Origin of the sequence: Amycolatopsis sp. NPDC004079, from assembly GCF_040610415.1 — a bacterium.
In the GTDB taxonomy this organism is placed as follows: Bacteria; Actinomycetota; Actinomycetes; order Mycobacteriales; family Pseudonocardiaceae; genus Amycolatopsis; species Amycolatopsis halotolerans.
This window is the reverse complement of the sequence record NZ_JBEXMH010000074.1, coordinates 1-17412: the sequence shown is the minus strand read 5'-3', so window position 1 is coordinate 17412 and position 17412 is coordinate 1. Positions and strand designations below refer to the sequence as shown.

At 71.2% G+C, this 17412-nt stretch carries 17 protein-coding genes; 15 read left to right on the top strand and 2 right to left on the bottom strand.

Annotated elements, in window-relative coordinates; translation table 11 throughout:
- The first annotated feature begins 94 nt into the window (after positions 1-94).
- The 3 genes from ABZX37_RS42280 to ABZX37_RS42270 are packed head-to-tail and all read left to right on the top strand — an operon-like array spanning position 95 to position 3459.
- Positions 95-709 carry a class I SAM-dependent methyltransferase gene (locus tag ABZX37_RS42280; RefSeq protein WP_354749505.1) on the top strand — a complete coding sequence of 205 codons (615 nt, stop codon included), beginning with the start codon at positions 95-97 and terminating at the stop codon, positions 707-709.
- On the top strand, positions 710-2299 hold the full coding sequence (locus ABZX37_RS42275) for an AMP-binding protein (RefSeq protein WP_354749503.1): 1590 nt from the start codon (positions 710-712) through the stop codon (positions 2297-2299).
- Positions 2296-3459, top strand: a complete 1164-nt coding sequence (locus ABZX37_RS42270) for an acyl-CoA dehydrogenase family protein (RefSeq protein ID WP_354749501.1) — start codon at positions 2296-2298, stop codon at positions 3457-3459. The genes ABZX37_RS42275 and ABZX37_RS42270 overlap by 4 nt, the downstream gene beginning before the upstream one ends.
- On the opposite strand, the gene ABZX37_RS42265 is transcribed toward ABZX37_RS42270, so the two are convergent.
- The gene (locus ABZX37_RS42265; RefSeq protein WP_354749499.1) at positions 3402-5030 is read right to left on the bottom strand and encodes an AMP-binding protein; all 1629 of its coding nucleotides are present in this window, start codon (positions 5028-5030) and stop codon (positions 3402-3404) included. The genes ABZX37_RS42270 and ABZX37_RS42265 overlap by 58 nt on opposite strands.
- A 165-nt stretch (positions 5031-5195) precedes the next feature.
- Between ABZX37_RS42265 and ABZX37_RS42260 the strand changes: the two genes are divergently transcribed.
- Together ABZX37_RS42260 and ABZX37_RS42255 are read left to right on the top strand one after the other, a co-directional pair.
- Entirely contained in the window at positions 5196-5690 is a 495-nt protein-coding gene (locus ABZX37_RS42260) for a VOC family protein (RefSeq protein WP_354749497.1), read from the top strand.
- A gap of 1 nt (position 5691) precedes the next feature.
- Positions 5692-6888, top strand: coding sequence for a glycosyltransferase (locus tag ABZX37_RS42255; RefSeq protein WP_354749496.1), 1197 nt, complete (start codon positions 5692-5694; stop codon positions 6886-6888).
- Here the strand turns inward: ABZX37_RS42255 and ABZX37_RS42250 are convergent.
- On the bottom strand, positions 6860-7867 hold the full coding sequence (locus tag ABZX37_RS42250; RefSeq protein ID WP_354749494.1) for a methyltransferase: 1008 nt from the start codon (positions 7865-7867) through the stop codon (positions 6860-6862). The genes ABZX37_RS42255 and ABZX37_RS42250 overlap by 29 nt on opposite strands.
- A gap of 194 nt (positions 7868-8061) precedes the next feature.
- Between ABZX37_RS42250 and ABZX37_RS42245 the strand changes: the two genes are divergently transcribed.
- The 10 genes from ABZX37_RS42245 to ABZX37_RS42200 form a co-directional block, all read left to right on the top strand.
- A complete protein-coding gene (locus ABZX37_RS42245; protein ID WP_354749492.1) occupies positions 8062-8586 on the top strand; it encodes an RNA polymerase sigma factor in 525 nt (174 codons plus the stop codon).
- A complete protein-coding gene (locus tag ABZX37_RS42240) occupies positions 8583-9155 on the top strand; it encodes a VOC family protein (RefSeq protein WP_354749491.1) in 573 nt (190 codons plus the stop codon). Before ABZX37_RS42245 ends, ABZX37_RS42240 begins: the two co-directional genes overlap by 4 nt.
- Positions 9152-9535 carry an MmcQ/YjbR family DNA-binding protein gene (locus tag ABZX37_RS42235; RefSeq protein WP_354749489.1) on the top strand — a complete coding sequence of 128 codons (384 nt, stop codon included), beginning with the start codon at positions 9152-9154 and terminating at the stop codon, positions 9533-9535. Before ABZX37_RS42240 ends, ABZX37_RS42235 begins: the two co-directional genes overlap by 4 nt.
- A gap of 42 nt (positions 9536-9577) precedes the next feature.
- A complete protein-coding gene (locus ABZX37_RS42230) occupies positions 9578-10570 on the top strand; it encodes an ATP-binding cassette domain-containing protein (protein WP_354749487.1) in 993 nt (330 codons plus the stop codon).
- Positions 10567-11325, top strand: a complete 759-nt coding sequence (locus ABZX37_RS42225) for an ABC transporter permease (protein WP_354749485.1) — start codon at positions 10567-10569, stop codon at positions 11323-11325. Before ABZX37_RS42230 ends, ABZX37_RS42225 begins: the two co-directional genes overlap by 4 nt.
- Before the next feature lie 7 nt (positions 11326-11332).
- Entirely contained in the window at positions 11333-12091 is a 759-nt protein-coding gene (locus tag ABZX37_RS42220) for an ABC transporter permease (RefSeq protein ID WP_354749483.1), read from the top strand.
- A gap of 176 nt (positions 12092-12267) precedes the next feature.
- The gene (locus tag ABZX37_RS42215; protein WP_354749481.1) at positions 12268-12741 is read left to right on the top strand and encodes a VOC family protein; all 474 of its coding nucleotides are present in this window, start codon (positions 12268-12270) and stop codon (positions 12739-12741) included.
- A 70-nt stretch (positions 12742-12811) separates the two neighbouring features.
- Positions 12812-13822, top strand: coding sequence for an acyl-CoA dehydrogenase family protein (locus tag ABZX37_RS42210; RefSeq protein WP_354749479.1), 1011 nt, complete (start codon positions 12812-12814; stop codon positions 13820-13822).
- A complete protein-coding gene (locus ABZX37_RS42205; RefSeq protein ID WP_354749477.1) occupies positions 13819-15111 on the top strand; it encodes a condensation domain-containing protein in 1293 nt (430 codons plus the stop codon). The genes ABZX37_RS42210 and ABZX37_RS42205 overlap by 4 nt, the downstream gene beginning before the upstream one ends.
- 161 nt (positions 15112-15272) lie before the next feature.
- Positions 15273-17412: condensation domain-containing protein (locus tag ABZX37_RS42200; RefSeq protein WP_354749475.1), on the top strand; the 2140-nt coding region annotated here is incomplete at its 3' end.

The following is a 17412-nucleotide window of genomic DNA, read 5'->3' as shown; positions in this document are numbered from 1 at the left end:
TCTCATAACCGGCGCCGGGCCCGCGCCGATAGGCTCAGCCTGGTTCTGGTGTCGTGACTTCGCAATCCGCGTACGGAAGATCGGTGAGGAACGCATGTCGGTAACGGAACTCGCGGTCGAGGCGCGCCGCCGGGGCGCGATGCAGAAGGAACGCGAATTCTCGCAATTGCTCGAACTGCTCGCGGCGCGGCCGCCGAAGGTGCTGCTGGAGATCGGCGCCGGAGCGGGCGGCGCGTTCTGGGCGTTCGCGAAGGTCGCGGCCGAGGACGCCCTGCTGGTGTCGCTGGACAAGGCGAACGAGCAGTTCGACTACCAGGTGAGCGAGGAAGCGGTCGTGACCGCGTTGCGGGATTGCGCGCGGGAACGGCAGCGGGTCGAAGTCGTCCGGGCCGATTCGCACGATCCCGGAACCGTCGGCGCGGTCGCCGGAATACTGGGCGGCGAGGCGTGCGTCGATTTCCTGTTCATCGACGCGGACCACAGCGAGGCCGGGGTCGAACAGGATTTCCGCGACTACGCGAAATTCGTGCGGCCGGGCGGGCTGATCGGTTTCCACGACATCCTGCCCCCGCCGGAATGGCTGGGCTGGTGCAAGGTGGACCAGTTCTGGCAGCGGATCCGGCCGGAGTACCGGACGGAGGAGATCCTCGACCTGCGCAAGGGATTGCGGCGCTACGGCGGGATCGGGCTGATCCACTGGGAGGGCTGAGTGCCGGTCCGTGGCCTGCTCGACTGGCTCGAGCGCCCGTCGGCCGAACGGGGGATCCGGTTCGCCGAACCCGACGGGGGCTGGGATTTCTGGTCCTACGCCCGGCTGGCCCGCCTCGTCGAGCGGTGCGCTGCCGCGCTGGCGGCACGCGAGGTGGAGCCCGGTGCTCGGGTTGCCGTCCTGGCCCGGCCCGGGCCCCGGATGGTGGCTTCGCTGTTCGGCACGATGCTCGCCGGGGCGACCCCGACGCTGCTCGCGCCACCGCTGGCCCTGCAGGACGGCAACGAGCACCGGCGCGCCGCCGCCGCCGTGCTGGCGGCCGCCGATCCCGCGTGCGTGCTGATGGACGCCGATCTGCTGGACCGCGTCGAAGCGTATGCGCCGAAGGCGGTGACCTTCGACGCGCTGCTGGCCGAAGCCGGTGGCACCGTCGGGAAACGAGACCTCGCGGAACACGCCCTGGTCCAGTTCACCTCGGGCACTAGCGGCGCGGCCCGCGGCGTCTGCGTGTCGCACGACGCGCTGGCCGCCAACGTCGCGGCGATCGGACAGTGGCTGCGGATCACTCCGGAGGACACCGCCGCGTGCTGGCTCCCGGTGCACCACGACATGGGATTGGTCGGCTGTCTGCTCGCCCCGGTCGTGCACGGCGCGGCGATCCGGTTGATACGCCCGGAGGACTTTCTCCGGCGGCCGCTGCGTTACCTGCGCTGCTTCGGCGAAGACGGCGCCGCGCTCACCGCGATGCCCGCGTTCGGGCTGGACTACCTCGCCCGGCGGGTGCCCCCGCGGGAGCTGGCCGGCCTGGATTTCTCGCGCTGGCGCGCGATAGTGGTCGGCGCCGAGCGGATCCGGGCGGACACCCTGGACCGGTTCTACCGGCTGTGCGCGCCCCACGGCCTTTCTCGAAGCGCGATCCTGCCCGCGTACGGGCTGGCCGAGACCACGCTGGCGGTGACCGGCCTGCCCCTGGGCGAACAGTGGGGGACGCGCGCCGTGTCGTCAGGGGCTCCGTTGGTCGGCTGCGGCCGAGTGCTGCCGGGGATGCGCGCGAGCATCGTGAACGAGGAAGGCACCCCGCTGCCGGCAGGCGCGGTCGGCGAGATCGTGGTGCGCGGCGACTCGGTGGCGGCGGGGTATCTCGGCGCGGTGCCGGACGGGACGCAGACCCGGTTCGCCGGGGATGCCGTGTACACCGGGGACGCCGGGTTCCTGGTCGACGGGCAGCTGTACGTGTTCGGAAGGCTCGGCGACGCGCTGAAGATCCGCGGCCGGACGCTGTTCGCGGAGGACCTGGAACTCGCGCTGACGCCGCTGGGCCTGCCGATCGAGCGGTACACCGTGCTGCTCGGCGAGCGCGAGCGCGCCCCGGTGGTGGTGGGCGTGCTGGAACAGGGAGACCGGGGTTGCCGCGTCGCGGCGGAGCGGATCCTGCGCGGGCGGAGCGAGGGCGCCGAGGTCGTGGTGGTGCGGGTGCCGCCGGGCACCGTGCCGAGGACGACGAGCGGGAAGCCGAAGCGACGCCGGGTTTGGGCGTCGTTCCTCGCTGGTGCTCTGCCCGAAGCGGCCGAGAGAAAGGACCTGGGGTGACGACGAGGATCGATCCGGCCGAAATCGGCGAACTGACCGCGGAGATCGCGAAGCGGGCCGAGCAATGCGAACTGAACCGGCGGGTGCCTGCCGATCTGCTCGACGTGCTCGCCGCGGCCGGCGCGCTCCGGATGGGCGTGCCCGCACGCTATGGCGGCCTCGACCTGGCCGTGCCCGAGGTGCTGCGGGTCATCGAGGAGATCTCGCGCGCTGACGGGGCGGTCGGCTGGACGGTCGGGCAGATCTACATCGCCCAGCTGATCTTCGCGCATTTCCCGGCTGCGGCGACCGACGAGATCTACGCCGACGGCCCGGACGTCCTCGGCGCGGGCGCGGTGGCGCCGAAGGGCCGGGCGACCCGCGAGCCGGCCGGCTGGCGGGTGTCGGGGCAGTGGCCGTTCGTCACCGGATGCGAGAACGCCGCCTGGATCTACCTGCAGTGCCTCGAACACCACCGCGGCGTGCCCCGGTCCGCCGAGGACGGGCTGCCCCCGTTGCGCATGGTGCTGCTCCCCGCCGAGCAGGTGGAAATCCTGGACACCTGGCACGTCGTCGGGCTGCGGGCCACCGGCAGCCACGACGTGCGCGTGACCCGGATGCCGTGCGCGGACGAGCGCACCTGCGGGCTGGACGAACCGATCCCCGGCGGCGGCGCGGCGGCTCTGCGGATCACCCCTCGAGACCAAGGCGGCCTGGTCGTCGCGGCGACCGCGTGCGGCATCGCGGCGGGTGCGGCGGACGCGGTCGCCCGGCTGGCCGCCGACGGCAAACGGCCCGCGTTCAGCACCCGCGGCCTCGCGGGTTCGCCGGTTTTCCAAGACCAGCTCGGCGAGGCGTTCATGTCGCTGTGCGCGGCGCGGGCGCTGCTGGCCAGCGAAGTGGAAACGGTCGACGCCGCGGCGGCGAGCGGGCACCAGCCGACCGAGCTGGAACGCGCCCGGCTGCGCGCCGCGGGACCGCGCGCCGTCGCGCTGGCGACCGGTGTCGTGGACGCCGCACACCGGCTCGGCGGCGGCTCGGCGGTGTACGAGACCTCGCCGCTGCAGCGGCGGTTGCGCGACGCGCACACGGTGACCCAGCACTTCTCGGCGGGACGGGATTTCTACGCCTCGCTCGGCGGGCTGCTCGCGGGCGCCGAGCCGGGAGCCGGCGGGTTCTGATCGGCGCGTCGTCCCGCGGCCGCCTTCAGCGCGTTCTTGTCGATCTTGCCGGCACCGGTGCGCGGGAGCGTTTCGACGACGCGCAGGCGGTCCGGGAACTTGAACTCGGCCAGCCCCGCACCGGTGAGGAAGTTCTTGATCCCGGCCAAGGTCGGCGGGCCCCCGGCGGGAACCACGAAGGCGCAGGTCTTCTCGCCAAGGGCCAGATCCGGCACGCCGACCACAGCGGCCTCGTCGATCTCGGGGTGGGCTTGCAGATGGGTTTCGACCTCTTCGGCGGGGATCTTCTCGCCGCCGCGGTTGATCACATCCCGTGCCCGGCCGCGCACCACCAGGTTGCCCTCGGCGGTGCGGCAGACCAGGTCGCCGGTGCGCAGAAACCCGTCCCGGGTGAACGTGCGGGCGTTGTATTCGGCGTTGTCGTAGTAGCCGCGCAACGTGGTGGGGCCGCGCACGAGCAACTCGCCCGGTTCGCCGGGCGCGACGTCCTGCCCCTGATCGTCCACCACCCGCAGCTCGTCCGCGGCGGACAGCGGCCGCCCCTCGGTGCCGAGCCGCACCGCTGGCTCGTCGTCCAGCCTGGTGAAGATCAGCGGACCCTCGGCCATGCCGAACCATCGGGTCAGCGTGCAGCCGAGCGCGCCCGCGACCCGGTCTGCCGTCTCGGCGGACAGCGGCGCGCCGCCGACCTCCACCACCAGGCCGGACAGGTCGGCTCCGAAAAGCCCGGCGGTGTCCGCCCACAGCCGCAGCAGGCTCGGCATGAGCGTGGTCAGCGTCGCGCCGGTCCGCTCGGCGAGCGGGAAGATCTGGTCCGGGCTCGGGTTCCCGGCCAGCGCGACGACCCCGCCCGCGGCCAGCGCGCCGAGCACGCCGGGACAGCCGAGCGCGGCGTTGTGCGCCATCGGAAGAGCCGCCAGGTACACGCCGTCGCGGCCGAAGCGCATGGCTTCGGCGGTGGCCCGCAGCTGGTAGGCGTAGTCGTCGTGGGTGCGGGGGATCAGCTTGGGCAGGCCGGTGGTCCCCCCGGACAGCAGCAGCAGCGCCGGGCCCTCGGGATCCACCGCGGCCGGCGCGAGCGGCCGGCCGCCGCGGCCGAAAGCGGCGAGCGCGGTGAACTCGGCCGGTTCGCCGGCGACCACGACCTCGCGGAGCGCGGGCCGTGCCCGGCGGACCTCCCGGGCGAGATCGCGGTAGTCGAACCGCTGGTGCACGTCGGGGATCACGTAGGCGGCCGCGTCGGCGTGCTCGCTCAGATAGGAGATCTCGGCGCTGCGGTGGGCGGGCAGCGCGAACACCGGAATCGCGCCGATCCGGAACAGCGCGAGCGCGACCGCGAGAAATTCGGGAATGTTCGGCAGTTGGACGATCACCCGGTCGCCGGGCCCGATGCCGCGTTCGCGGAAACCGGTGCCGATCGCGTCCGCCCAATTATCGAGTTCGGCATAACTGACGGATTCCCGCGTCGAAACTATCGCGGCGCGGGATCCGTCGCGGCGGGCCTCGGCTCGGGCGATCTCGCCGAGCGGAGCGCCGGTCCAGTACCCCTCCCGGCGGTAGCGGTCGGCCACATCCTCTGGGTAAGCAACAAATCCGGGTAGCACGACGACAGGCTCCGATCGTCTGGGAGGCGTCTGGCGAACCGGCCTTCGGGTATGCGCCGAGCCGGTTCGCGGCGAGCGGTTTCGGCATAACACGCCAAGCACGCGCGCACATCTGGACGTTACAATAATAACGTGCCAGCCTTGGACGGCAATACTCATATCAATCTCACCGTTTCCGATCTCGACCGGAGCGTTCCGTGGTACTGCGAGGTATTCGGATTCGTTTCGGTGAACGACGTTTCGCCGGACGGATCCGGTTTCCGGTTCTGCACGCTGGTGCATCCGGCGTCGCTGGCCTCGGTCGTGCTCGGCGCCACCGAGGACGGGGACACCAGCCCGTTCGACGAGTCGCGGACCGGCCTGCACCACCTGGCCTTCCACGTCCCGGACCGGGAAGCGCTGACCGGGTGGGCCGAGCACCTGGACCGGGCGGGCGTCGCGCGGTCGGAGATCACCGAATCCCCGTTCGAGACCGGGGTGCAGATCTGGCTGCGCGACCCGGACAACATCTGGCTGGAGCTGTACTGGGTCAACCGCGCCTTCTTCGCCGACGGCCTGCGCCGGGCCTGGCGAGCGGCGCGCCGGGCCGGGATCGAGCGGCCCTGGACCGCGGCCGGGCAGCGCTGACATGACCGGGCGCCAGGCGAGCCTGCTGCTGGTCGGCTGGGACGGCGGCGGCGCGGTGCAGCCTTTCCTCGGCCTGGGCAGGCGGCTGGCGGCGCGCGGGCACCGGGTCGACCTCATGGGCACCGCGACCCTGGGCGATCGCGTGCGCCGGGCGGGGCTGCCGTTTCACCCGTTCCGCCGCGCCACCTCCTGGTCGCCGGAACCGGGCCAGCCGATCGAACGGAACCTGCCGGCCTTCACGCTGCACCTGCTCGGCCCGGAAATGGCCTACGACACCATGGACGCGATCGAGCGACTGCACCCGGACACGGTGGTGATCGACCACATGGCGGTCGGCGCGCTCTGCGGAGCGGAGCGCGCGGGAGCGGCCACCGCGGTGCTCGTGCACAACCTGTACCGGCCATGGCTCGACGGCGGTTACGCTGCGGAATGGGCGCGCGGGCGGTTCATCGTGAATGGCGGCCGGGCCAAGATCGGACTGGACGCGCTCGACGGACCCGGCAGCTACCACGCCGAACTGTGGTCCCGTGCGGATCTCGTGCTGGTCAACTGCCCGGCCCAGCTCGACGAACCTCCCGAGCCGCTGCCGAAGAACACGCACTACGTCGGCCCGATCTTCGCCGACCCGCGCGCTCCGGCGGCTGGCGCGCCAGTGCCGGAACCGAACCGGACGCCATTGGTGCTGGTGAGTCTCAGCAGTACCTACATGGCACAGGAATCTCTCGCGCAGCGGGTGCTCGACGCCTTCGAGGGCCTCGGTGCCCGCGCGGTCGTGACGCTCGGCGAGGGGCTCGATCCAGCCGGCTTCCGGGCACCGCCCGGGGTGACGGTCGAGCGGTTCGTCCCGCACGCCCGGCTGCTGCCCTCGGTTGATGCAGTGGTGTCCCACGGCGGGCTGCTCACCGTGCAGGACGCGCTCGCGCACGGCGTGCCCGTGGTGTGCCTCCCCGGCGGCCGGGACAACTACCAGAACGCCGCGCGGGCAGAGGCCTGCGGCGCGGGAATCGCGCTCGACGCCGAAGCCGAGCCCCCGCGGATCAGGGAAGCGATCGGCGAGGTGCTGGTCGAGCCCGGGTACGCGCGCGCCGCGCGGGACATGGCCGGGCATATCGCCGAATGCGCGGACGGCGCCCGCGCGGTGGCGCGGATCGAACGGCTCGCGGCCGCGGCTACGCGGGCGCGATCTCCACGATCTTGAGCATCGGCGTCGGGATGAAGGACACGACGCGCAGCCCGGCCGCGGCGGTCAGCGAAGCGAACTGCTCCTCGGTCCGCGCGCCGGCGCCGGTCATGGTGATCAGCAACAGGTCGTAGAGCTTCCCGACGTCCTCGCGGTTCCCCGCTTCGATCACCGGTTCCAGCACCAGCAGGCGGCTGTCCGGCTTCATCGCCGTCCGGACGTTGCGCAACGCGGTCCCGGCCTGCTCGTCGTCCAGGCCGTACAACACGCGCTTGAGCAGGTAGAGGTCGATCTCGCCGGGCGCGTCCTCGAGGAAACTGCCCTGGACCACTTCGCAGCGGTCGGCCACGCCGGCTTCGGCGAGGGCCGCCGGTGCGTTGCGCGCGGCGTGAGGCAGATCGAACAGCACGCCGCGCATTTCCGGGAACCTGCCCAGCAGCGAGGCCAGGAAGGCGCCGTTCCCCCCGCCGAGGTCGGCCACCGTGCCGAAGCGGGCCCACGGATAAGCGGACAGCAGGCTGCGTGACTCGAGCGCGGTCGCCGCCTGCTGGGAACGCAGCCAGCGGGCCCCCTCTTCGGGATGCCGCTCCAGGTAGTCCCAGCAGGAGGTGCCGTGCACTTCCTCGAACGCCGAGCGCCCGGTCCGGATGGTGTGGTCGAAGTTCGACCAAGCCTTGATTTCGCCGGGCAGCAAGGGAAACGCTTCGCGCAGCGACAGCGGATGGTCGCCGCGCAGCGGTTCGGCCAGCGGAGTCAGCTCGAAGTCGCCGTCGTCCGTTTCGGCGAAGATCCCCTTCGACGCGAGGGCGCGCAGCGCGCGCTGCAGCGAGGGGGCGTGCGTGCCCGATTCCGCGGCCAGCTCGACCACCGGGCGCGGCCCGGCGACGAGCAGGTCGGCGATGCGCAGGTCGCAGACCACCCGGATGGCGAACGGCACGATGTAGTCCGCGAGTTCGCTGAGCTTGAACACCGATTCCAGGTCGATCCGCGATTTCATCGGCGAGCCTTTCCGTTTTCGGCTGCGGCTCTTCATGGCTACCACCGGATCGGGCCCCGGCGGGCCGCCGGGACACGAGAGGCATCAGCGAAACGGGTGACACGCATGAGTGAACGGCCCCGCGAGACGCCCCGGATCGAAAGAATTTCGGCGTGGAACGTCGGAGCGAACGCCCCCGGAACGATGATGGGAATGTGACCCCACGTCCGAAAGTTCAGCCGGACCCGAGGCTCAGGCTGCTCGAGCTCTACGACGAGGCACTGCCCGAGGTGTACGGGTACCTGTTTTCCCGCTGCGGAGCTCGCGCGCTGGCGGAGGACCTGACCGCGGAGACCTTCCTCGCCGCCGTCAACGGCACCCAGCTGGAGATCCCGCCGGTGATCACCGTCGGGTGGCTGATCGGCATCGCCCGGCACAAGCTGGTCGACCACTGGCGAAGACAGGAACGCGAACGGCGCGGGCTCCAGGTGCTCGGCGGACGGCGCGAGGAGCCCGAGGACCCGTGGGACGAACGGCTCGACGCGATGGTGGTGCGGGAGGTGCTGGAGAACCTCGAGCCGCACTACCGCGCGGCGCTGACGCTGCGCTATCTCGACGGCCTCCCAGTGCCGCAGGTGGCCGAGTACCTCGGCCGGGGCGTGCGTTCGGCCGAGGGGTTGCTGGTGCGGGCGCGCACCGCATTCCGTCTCGCCTATCAGGAGCGGGGAGAAGCGCGATGACCGACGTGCTGGACAGCCTGCGGGCGCCGATCGTCCCGATCGACCCGGATCCGGAATTCGCCGCGGATCTGCGCGCCCGGCTGGAACAGGCCTTGCTGCGGATCGGGTCGCCGGAACCGGAACCGTCCGGGCCTGGCGAAGGCGAGGACGTCGCGCCGGGCACGCTGACCGCCTACCTCAGCGTCGACGGCGCGCGGGAGGCGCTGGAGTGGTACGCGGAGGTCTTCGGCGCCCGTCGAAGGGGCGCACCGATGGAGATGCCGGACGGGCGCGTCGGGCACGCGGAGCTGATCCTCGGGGATTCGGTGCTGATGCTGGCCGACGAGGCGCCCGAGCACGGGGTGCTCGGGCCGAAGAAAGTGGGCGGGGTCAGCCAGACGCTGATGCTCGCGGTGTCCGATGTGGACGCGACGGTCGCCAGGGCGCTGGCCGGGGGAGCGACATTGTCCCGGCCGGTCACCGAGTACCCCTACGGCCGTTCGGGGGTGATCCTCGACCCGTTCGGGCATCGGTGGCTGATCTCGACGCGACCGGAGAACACACGAGCGGCGAAGGAGCGAAGGACATGACCGCCCGGAAGAAGAAGGACCCCGCGCCCGATCCGCTGGCCCGGCTGCGGGAGGTCTGTCTCGGGCTGCCGGAGACGAGCGAGCGGCCCAGCCACGGCGTGCCGGCGTTCTTCGTGCGGGGCAAGAAGGTTTTCACGATGTACGTGGAGCTGGAACGGGACGGGGACCGCCCGACGATCTGGTGCCCCGCGCCGCCGGACGCGCAGGACGAGATGGTCCGCGAGGAGCCGGAACGGTTCTTCGTGCCGCCGTTCGTCGGGCGCAGCGGATGGGTCGGCGTGCGCCTGGACGTGGATCTGAACTGGGAGGAGGTCGCGGAGATCATCCGCGAGTCCTACCGCCAGGTTGCTCCGAAGAAGCTGGCCAGCCTGCTCGACTGAGCGGCGGCCGCGGCGAGGCGAACGACAACGAAAGGCGAAGGGATGACGACCGATACCACCGGGCCGACGGCCCAGCGGAGCGAGACCGCGGCGAGCGTGCAGGTCGAGGGCCTGCGCAAGACTTACGGGAAACAGGAGGTCCTCAACGGGATCGACCTGCGTGTCACGGCGGGCAAGGTACTCGGCCTGCTCGGCCCGAACGGCGCCGGCAAGACCACTACGGTGCGCTGCCTGACCACGCTGGCCCGGCCGACCGGTGGCACGGTCCGCGTCGCCGGCCGCGACGTGGTCCGCGAACCTTCGCGCGTCCGTTCCGCGATCGCGCTGGCCGGCCAGCACGCCGCGGTCGACGGGATCCTGACCGGCAAGGAGAACCTGATCCTGATCGGGCGGCTGCTCGGGCTCGGCCGCAAAGCGGCGCAGCAGCGGGCGACCGAACTGCTCGAATCCTTCGACCTTGTCGAGGCGGGACAGCGGCGCGCGTCGACGTACTCGGGCGGGATGCAGCGCAGGCTGGACCTGGCGATCGCGCTCATCGGCAAGCCGGAGGTGCTCTTCCTGGACGAGCCGACCGCGGGGCTGGACCCGCGCAGCCGGCTCGCGGTATGGCAGATGATCCGCACTCTGCGCGCGGACGGGCTGACGGTGGTGCTGACCACGCAGTACCTCGAGGAGGCGGACGAACTGGCCGACCACATCGTGCTGATCGACCGCGGAGTGGTGATCGCCGAGGGCACCCCGGACGCGTTGAAGCAACGGGTCGGCTCCGCGGTCTGCGTCGCCGAACTGGCCGACGACCGCCAGGCCGAGACCGCCGCCGGCCTGCTGCACGAATTCGCGGGCGCCGAGGTCTCGGTCCGGCAGGAGCGCCACGCGGTGACCATTCCGGCTCCCGGCGGCCTGGCCACCCTGATGGCCGCGACCGAGAAACTGCGCGCCGCGGACCTGGACGTGGAGGACATCCAGCTCCGGCGCCCGACCCTGGACGAGGTCTTCCTCTCCCTCACCGGGCACGACGGGGAGGACCGGCGGTGACCGGAGTGGTGCGGCCGGCCGCGGTGCTGGCCGGCCGCCACGTCCGCCTCATGGTGCGGTATCCGATGGTGCTGGTGTCCGCGATCGTGATGCCGCTGATGGTGATGCTGCTTTTCCTGGCCCTGTTCGACAAGCTGAGCGGGCAGCGCGGACTGGACTACGTGCAGTGGGTGACCCCGGCGATGGTCGTGCAGGCCGTGCTTTTCACCGGCATGGGCGCCGCGTTCGGCATCGGGATGGACATCCGGGCCGGGTTGCTGGACCGCTGGCGGTCGATGCCGATGCCGTGGGCGGGCATCGTGCTCGCCCGGGTGGGGGCCGACCTGGTGCGCGGGTTCGCCTCGATCGTGGTGATCGTCGGCTGCGGCGCGGCGCTGGGTTTCCGGCTGCCAGCCGACCTTCCGGCGCTGCTGCAGTTCGTCGCGGTCTGCGCGGTGCTGATCGCGGTCCTCTCCGTCGGCGGCGGCCTGGTCGGGCTGCGCACCGGCGATCCGGAGGCCACCACCGCGGTGATCCTGCCGCTGGTGATGCTGTCGTTGATGGTGTCGAGCGCCTTCGTGCCGGCGAGCAACTTCCCCTCCTGGCTCCGCCCGGTCGCGCAGGTGAATCCGGTTTCGCTGGCCAGCGAGGCGCTCCGCGCGGCGACCGACGCGAGCGTGAACGGCGCCGCACTGCTCGGCACGGCCGCGTGGGCGGTGGGACTCGGCGTGCTCTGGCTGGTGTTCACCGCCCGCCGCTACCGACGGGACGGGTGACGAACACATGGTGGTTCAATCGGCTTTGCTCATCGGCCGCAACCTGACGCGGACGCTGCGCATCTCGGAGATCATCGGCAGCGCGCTCGTCATCCCGCTGCTGCTCTACGTGCTGTTCATCGCGGCGTTCGCCAAGACGGTGCTGCCCGAAGGAAATTATGCCGACTACGCGAATTTCGCGCTGCCGGGCGTGATCGCGTTCGCGCTCGGTTTCGCGCTCCCGCATTCCGGCGGAGCCGTCCAGCGGGACGCGGAGGAGGGCTACCTCGATCGGTTGCGGTCGCTGCCGATCGGCCGGTCGGTGATGCTGATCGGCCGGATCGGCGCGGACGCGCTGGTGACCGGGGCGCAGGTGGTGCTGCTGACCCTGATCGGGCTGCTGTTCGGCGCGAGGTTCCAGGGAAACCTGCTGGAGGCGCTCGTGTACCTGCTGGCTCCGATGGGCATCGGCGCGATGCTCGCGTCCTTTGTGGTCGTTCTGGCCCTGCGGGCGAAGAGCGCGGAGGACGTGTCGGGGATGATCAACCTTTTCGTGCTGCCGCTGGGTTACATCTCCGGCGGGATCGTCCCGGTGTCGGCGTTGCCGAACTGGCTCCAGCCGGTCGCGGAGATCAATCCGCTGACCGCGATGGTGCGCGCGATGCGCAGTTCCCTCGAAGGGACGCTGCATTTCGCCTCGCTGTGGCCCGCGCTGGCCTGGATCGTCGGCGGGCTGGCTGTCGCGGTGCCGCTCGCGGTGCGGGTGGACCGGCGGATGACGCGGTGACCGCTGGCCGCCGGGAATGCGCCGCTCCGGCTCGGCTATGCAGAGTCCCGGCATTCCTTGACGCTGTCGCGGATGCGGAGTGATATGGGCCGTGCGCCGCGGGAAATCCTGACGGCGCACGGGAAACCGCGTTCGGTCCCCGTTCGCCCATGACCGCTCTCGCAGGAGGATGGCTAATGGCCGGCAAGAACATTCCCGATCTCTACCCGGGCATCACCGCCCATATCGTCTCGAAGGACGCGCAGGCGCACGTCGATCTCCTCGGGCAGTTGTTCGGCGCGGAGATCATGGGCGGGCAGCGCAACGAAGAGGGAAAGTGGTGGTACTGCGAACTGCGGATCAACGAGGGTCGGTTCATGGTCTCCGACGAGTTCCCCGAACTCGGCTTCCTGTCGCCCGACACCGTGGGCGGCACTCCGGTGATGCTGCACGTATACGTCGACGACGTGGACGCCACCCACCAGCAGATGCTGGACGCCGGCGGCACTTCGCTGATGGCGCCCGCAGACCGCTACTGGGGCGATCGCTCCGGCCAGGTGCGGGACTCGTTCGGGCACATGTGGACGGTCAGCACTCGCAAGGAGACGTTGAAGAACGACGAGATCGTGCGTCGTGGCGACGAGGAAGTCAAGCGCCTGTCGCACGCCTGAGCCCCCGGCCGGGACGCGAGCAGGCGTCCCGGCCGGATCCTGTTCGCTTCGACGGTATTGGCGGTAGGCCGTGAATGACACCTTGGTGCGGGACGGCGTCCTGCGGACCGCGACCCGGCTCGCCGACGAGCTGCTCCGCCCGGCGGCGCCGGCGACCGACGCCGCGGGCGAACTGCCGGCCGGCAACCTCGATTCCCTTGCCGAAGCCGGGATGTACGGGCTGGTCGCCCCGCCCGAGGCGGGCGGGCTCGGAGCGGACTTCCCGGTACTGTGCTCGGTGATCGAGACCCTCGCCGGCGCGTGCCTCACCACCGCGTTCGTCTGGACCCAGCATCTCGGCGTGCTGCAAGCGGTGATGCACAGCGACTCCGCGCGGCAGTGGGTGCCGCGGTTGAGTTCTGGCGAGGTGCGCGCGGGTCTGGCGATGGCGGGGACGCTGCCCGGGCCGCCGAAACTTCGGGCCGTGCGACGGGACGGCGGCTGGACGATCGACGGCACCGCGCCCTGGGTGAGCGGATGGGGCGGCGTCGATGTCGTGCACACCGCTGCCCGCGACGCCGAGGACAACGTGGTGTGGCTGCTGGTGGACGCGCGGGAGAATCCCGCCCTGCGCGCGGAGCCGCTGGAACTCGTCGCGCTGAACTCGACCTGCACGGTCCGTCTCGAGTTCGACGGCTGCTTCGTGCCCGCGGATCGAGTGACCGCCGTGGTGCCGCCGGAACACTGGCAGTCGCCGAACCCGTTCGCCATGCGGCTGCACGCCGCGCTCTCGCTCGGCCTTGCCGCCCGGGCGAGCGCGCTGGCGGGCGACGGCGCGCTGGAAAGCGAACTGGCAGCTTGCCGGGCGGCGCTCGACGCGGCGTTGGCGGCACACGACGAAATGCCCGCGGCCCGGGCCGCGGCGGCGGAGCTGGCGCTGCGGGCGACCGCGCTCGCGACGGTCGCCGCGGGCACGTCCGCGGTGCTTCCGACCTCCCAGGTGCAACGGCTGAGCCGAGAGGCGTCCTTCCTGCTCGTGTTCGGTCTCCGCGCGCCGGTGCGGACCGCGCTGATCGAACGGCTCGAGCGCCCGCCGGCATGACCGAGCATCTCGCGCCGGGACCCGTCGAGACGCCGGCATCGGCGGGCCAGCGGTTGCTGTGGATGATGCGGCATTACCGCAGCGAACTGGGCGCGCTGAGCTGCCCGGTGCTGTGCCGGGTGCGCGGCTCGCTCGAGGTGGCCCGGCTGGAGCGGGCGCTGAACGCTCTGGCGGACCGGCACGAGGCGCTGCGCACCACGTTCGCCGGGCGCGGCCCTCGGCTGCTGCAACGGGTGCACGAGTCGATGCCGGTCACGGCGCGGCTGGCGGACTTCTCCTCGGCCGAGGACCCCGAGCAGCCGGCCTGGCAAGCCGTGCGCCAGGAACTGAGCGATCCGATCGACGTCACCCGGTGCTCATTCCGCGCGCTGGTCCTGCGACTGTCCACAACGGACCACCTGGTGTGCTTCACGATGCACCATCTGGTCAGCGACGCCTGGTCCTGCGGCGTGCTCTTCCGTGAACTGTGCGCGCTTTACTCGGGCGAAGACCTTCCCGACGTCCAGTGGCAGTACCGCGATTTCGTTTCCTGGCAATGGGAACTGCGCGCGAGCGGAGGTCTCCGGCGTCAGGAGGACTATTGGCTGCGGCAGCTGGCGGGCGCCGAACTGCCGCGCCTTCCCCGGTTGGCCGGCGACGCGGCGCGGCCGGTCGCGATCGCCGCCGGGCAGCTCGGGCCCTCGGTCGCCGGACGCCTCGACGAACTGGCAGTACGGGAGCGGACCACGCCGTTCGCCGTGCTGCTCGCGGTTTTCTACGCTCGGCTGCACGTGCTCACTGGGCAGCGCGATCTGGTCGTCGCCTCGCTGTTCGCCAACCGGTTGCGTCCGGAAACCCGCGCCACAGTGGGGTTTCTGGCCAACATGGTGCTGCTTCGCACGGTCGTGGCCCCGCGTGCCACGTTCGCGGACCTGCTGCGTGCGACGCACCGCACCGCGACCGGTGCCCTGCTCAACCAGGAGCTGCCGTACCAGATGCTGCCCCTGCGAACCCCTGAAAGCGACGGCGCCCGCGCCGACGATCTGGTTTTCCAGGTCATGCCGGAAATGGAATATCGGATCCGGTGCGGCGAAGCGGAGTGTGAACTGCTTGTCCCGGACGACATCGGCAACCGGTTCCGCCTGGAGTTCACGGTGACCCCGGTCGGGGACGGCTATCGGCTGGTTCTGTTCTACAGCAAGGATATTCTCGACGAGGTGGGTGCACGCGAGCTCGTCGCCGGTTTCCTCCGGGTGGCCACCGCGGTCGCCGCGGCCCCGGACGTGCCGCTCGAGGAGATCGCGGGCTGACGCGACGCCTTATGCGGCTGGCTCGCCGGTCCTATGCCGACGCCGCCGGAGAGCTGATTCTTCCCATTCCCGGTGGATACGTTGGGCGAGTGCGCCCGGCGGTCTCGCCGGCCGCGCGCCGATGACCTCTGTCGGCGGCTTTGCCGAGATGGGAGCTCCGCATGCACTTGTCCAATGTCGCGGGAACCGCCCCCTGGAGCCGCGACGAACTGCGCACGGCCATCGGCGAACTGCTCGACGAACCAGCCCCCGCCATCGGCGACCACGACGATCTTCTGTGCCTGGGCCTCGACTCGATCGCGGTGATGCGGCTCGCCGCCCGGTGGCGCGGCGCCGGACTGGAAATCGGGTTCGGCGACCTGATCGAACGCCGCACCCTCGCCCAATGGCACGAACTGCTCGCGACCGCCGAGAGCGTGTCTCCTGAGGACAGTCCGACGGCGCCCGCGCGTGACGACACAACCGAGCCGTTCGAGTTGGCCACCATGCAGCACGCGTACTGGGTCGGCCGGGCCGACGGGCAGGAACTGGGCGGCGTCGGTTCGCATTTCTACTGTGAATTCGGCGGCCGGAGCGTCGAGGCGGAACGGCTCGAAGAGGCGGTCCGCGAGATGGTCCGCCGGCACGCCATGCTGCGCTGCCGGTTCGCCGACGACGGACGCCAGCAGGTGCTCGCCGACAGCCCGTGGCCGGGACTGCGGGTGCGCGACCTGACCGGAGCCGGCGCGGAAGCCGCGGAAGCGGGCCTGCGGGAGGCCCGCGAAGCCCTGTCGCACCGCAGGCTGGCGGTAGACCGCGGCGAGGTGTTCGACGTGCGGCTGACCCGGCTCCCGGACGGCACCAGCCGGGTGCACTTCCAGATCGAGATGATGGTCTCGGACGCGCACAGCTTCCAGAACCTGCTTTCCGATCTGGCCGCGTGCTACGCGAACCCCGGGCAGTCGCTCGAACCGCTGGGCTACACCTTCCGCCGGTACCTCGCCGAACGCGGGGAGCACGGCACCCGGGCGCGCGAACGGGCGCGGGAGTACTGGCGGAAGCGGGTGCCTGATCTCCCGCCGCCGCCCGCGTTGCCGGTTCGCCCGCTCCCTCGGGCGGGAGGGCGGCAGATGACCCGCCGGTTCCACTGGCTGCCGCCCTGCCAGCGCGACCTGCTGACCGCGCGGGCCCGCGAGCACGGGCTGACGCTGTCCGCAGTGTTCTTGACCGCGTTCGCCGAGGTGCTGGCCGTCTGGAGCGGCCAGTCGGAACTGCTGCTGAACCTGCCGGTGTACGACCGGGAGCCGGTGCATCCCGACGTTCCCCGGCTGGTCGGCGACTTCACCAACCTGGTGCTGCTCGGGGTGGAGGTCCCCGGCGGGCTTTCGTTCGCCGAACAGGTGCGCCGGGTCCAGGCGCGGTTGCACGCCGACGCTTCGAACACGGCCTACTCGGGGATCGAGGTGCTGCGCGACCTCGCCCGGCTGCACCCGGACCGGGCGCACCTCGCGCCGGTGGTGTTCACCACCGCGATGAGCCTCGGAGAACTGTTCGATGACGCGGTTCGCCGCCATTTCGGCGATCCCGTGTGGACGATGTCGCAGACGCCTCAGGTGTGGCTGGACCACCAGGTGACCGAGCGCGACGGCGGCCTGTACGTGAACTGGGACGCGGTGGACGACCTGTTCGCCGACGGCGTGCTCGACGCGATGTTCGACGCCTACCGGGGTTTGCTGGCGTGGCTGGCGGAGGCGGAGTGGACCGAAGGTATTCCCGGGTTGCTCCCGGCGGGACACCTGGAGGTCCGGGCCGCGGTGAACTCGACTGGTTCCGAGGTACCCGACGGGTTGTTGCATTCGGGGTTTTTCGAATGGGCAGCGCGGGATTCTTCGCGGGTCGCGGTGGTCTGGGGCGATTCGGGGCGCGCGTCTTTTGGCGCGCTCGGAGATTGGGCGTTGCGGATCGCCGGTGCGCTGACGGCCCGTGGCGTGCGGCCCGGTGACGTGGTGGGGGTTTCGGTGGCTCGCGGCGCGGGCCAGGTAGCGGGGGTGTTGGGTGTCCTGGCCGCGGGAGCGGCGTATGTGCCGGTGGGGGTGGAGCAGCCGCCAGCGCGGCGGGAGCGGATCTACCGGAGCGCGGGTGTCCGGGTCGTGCTGGGCGACGGTTCGGCAGTTGAGGCACCGGACTGGATCGACGTGGTAAATGTCAATGGCGCGGTGAATTCGGCTCCGCTGGAGCGGCCGGTCGGGGTGGGTCCGGATGATTTGGCGTATGTGATTTATACGTCGGGTTCGACTGGGGTGCCGAAGGGTGTGGAGGTGT

Bases quoted from the DNA above. Each gene is read 5' to 3' on its own strand.
- ABZX37_RS42280 (WP_354749505.1), top strand. From the start codon at position 95: ATGTCGGTAACGGAACTCGCGGTCGAGGCGCGCCGCCGGGGCGCGATG.
- ABZX37_RS42255 (WP_354749496.1), top strand. From the start codon at position 5,692: ATGACCGGGCGCCAGGCGAGCCTGCTGCTGGTCGGCTGGGACGGCGGC.
- ABZX37_RS42250 (WP_354749494.1), bottom strand. From the start codon at position 7,867: ATGAAATCGCGGATCGACCTGGAATCGGTGTTCAAGCTCAGCGAACTC.
- ABZX37_RS42240 (WP_354749491.1), top strand. From the start codon at position 8,583: ATGACCGACGTGCTGGACAGCCTGCGGGCGCCGATCGTCCCGATCGAC.
- ABZX37_RS42235 (WP_354749489.1), top strand. From the start codon at position 9,152: ATGACCGCCCGGAAGAAGAAGGACCCCGCGCCCGATCCGCTGGCCCGG.
- ABZX37_RS42230 (WP_354749487.1), top strand. From the start codon at position 9,578: ATGACGACCGATACCACCGGGCCGACGGCCCAGCGGAGCGAGACCGCG.
- ABZX37_RS42220 (WP_354749483.1), top strand. From the start codon at position 11,333: ATGGTGGTTCAATCGGCTTTGCTCATCGGCCGCAACCTGACGCGGACG.
- ABZX37_RS42215 (WP_354749481.1), top strand. From the start codon at position 12,268: ATGGCCGGCAAGAACATTCCCGATCTCTACCCGGGCATCACCGCCCAT.
- ABZX37_RS42205 (WP_354749477.1), top strand. From the start codon at position 13,819: ATGACCGAGCATCTCGCGCCGGGACCCGTCGAGACGCCGGCATCGGCG.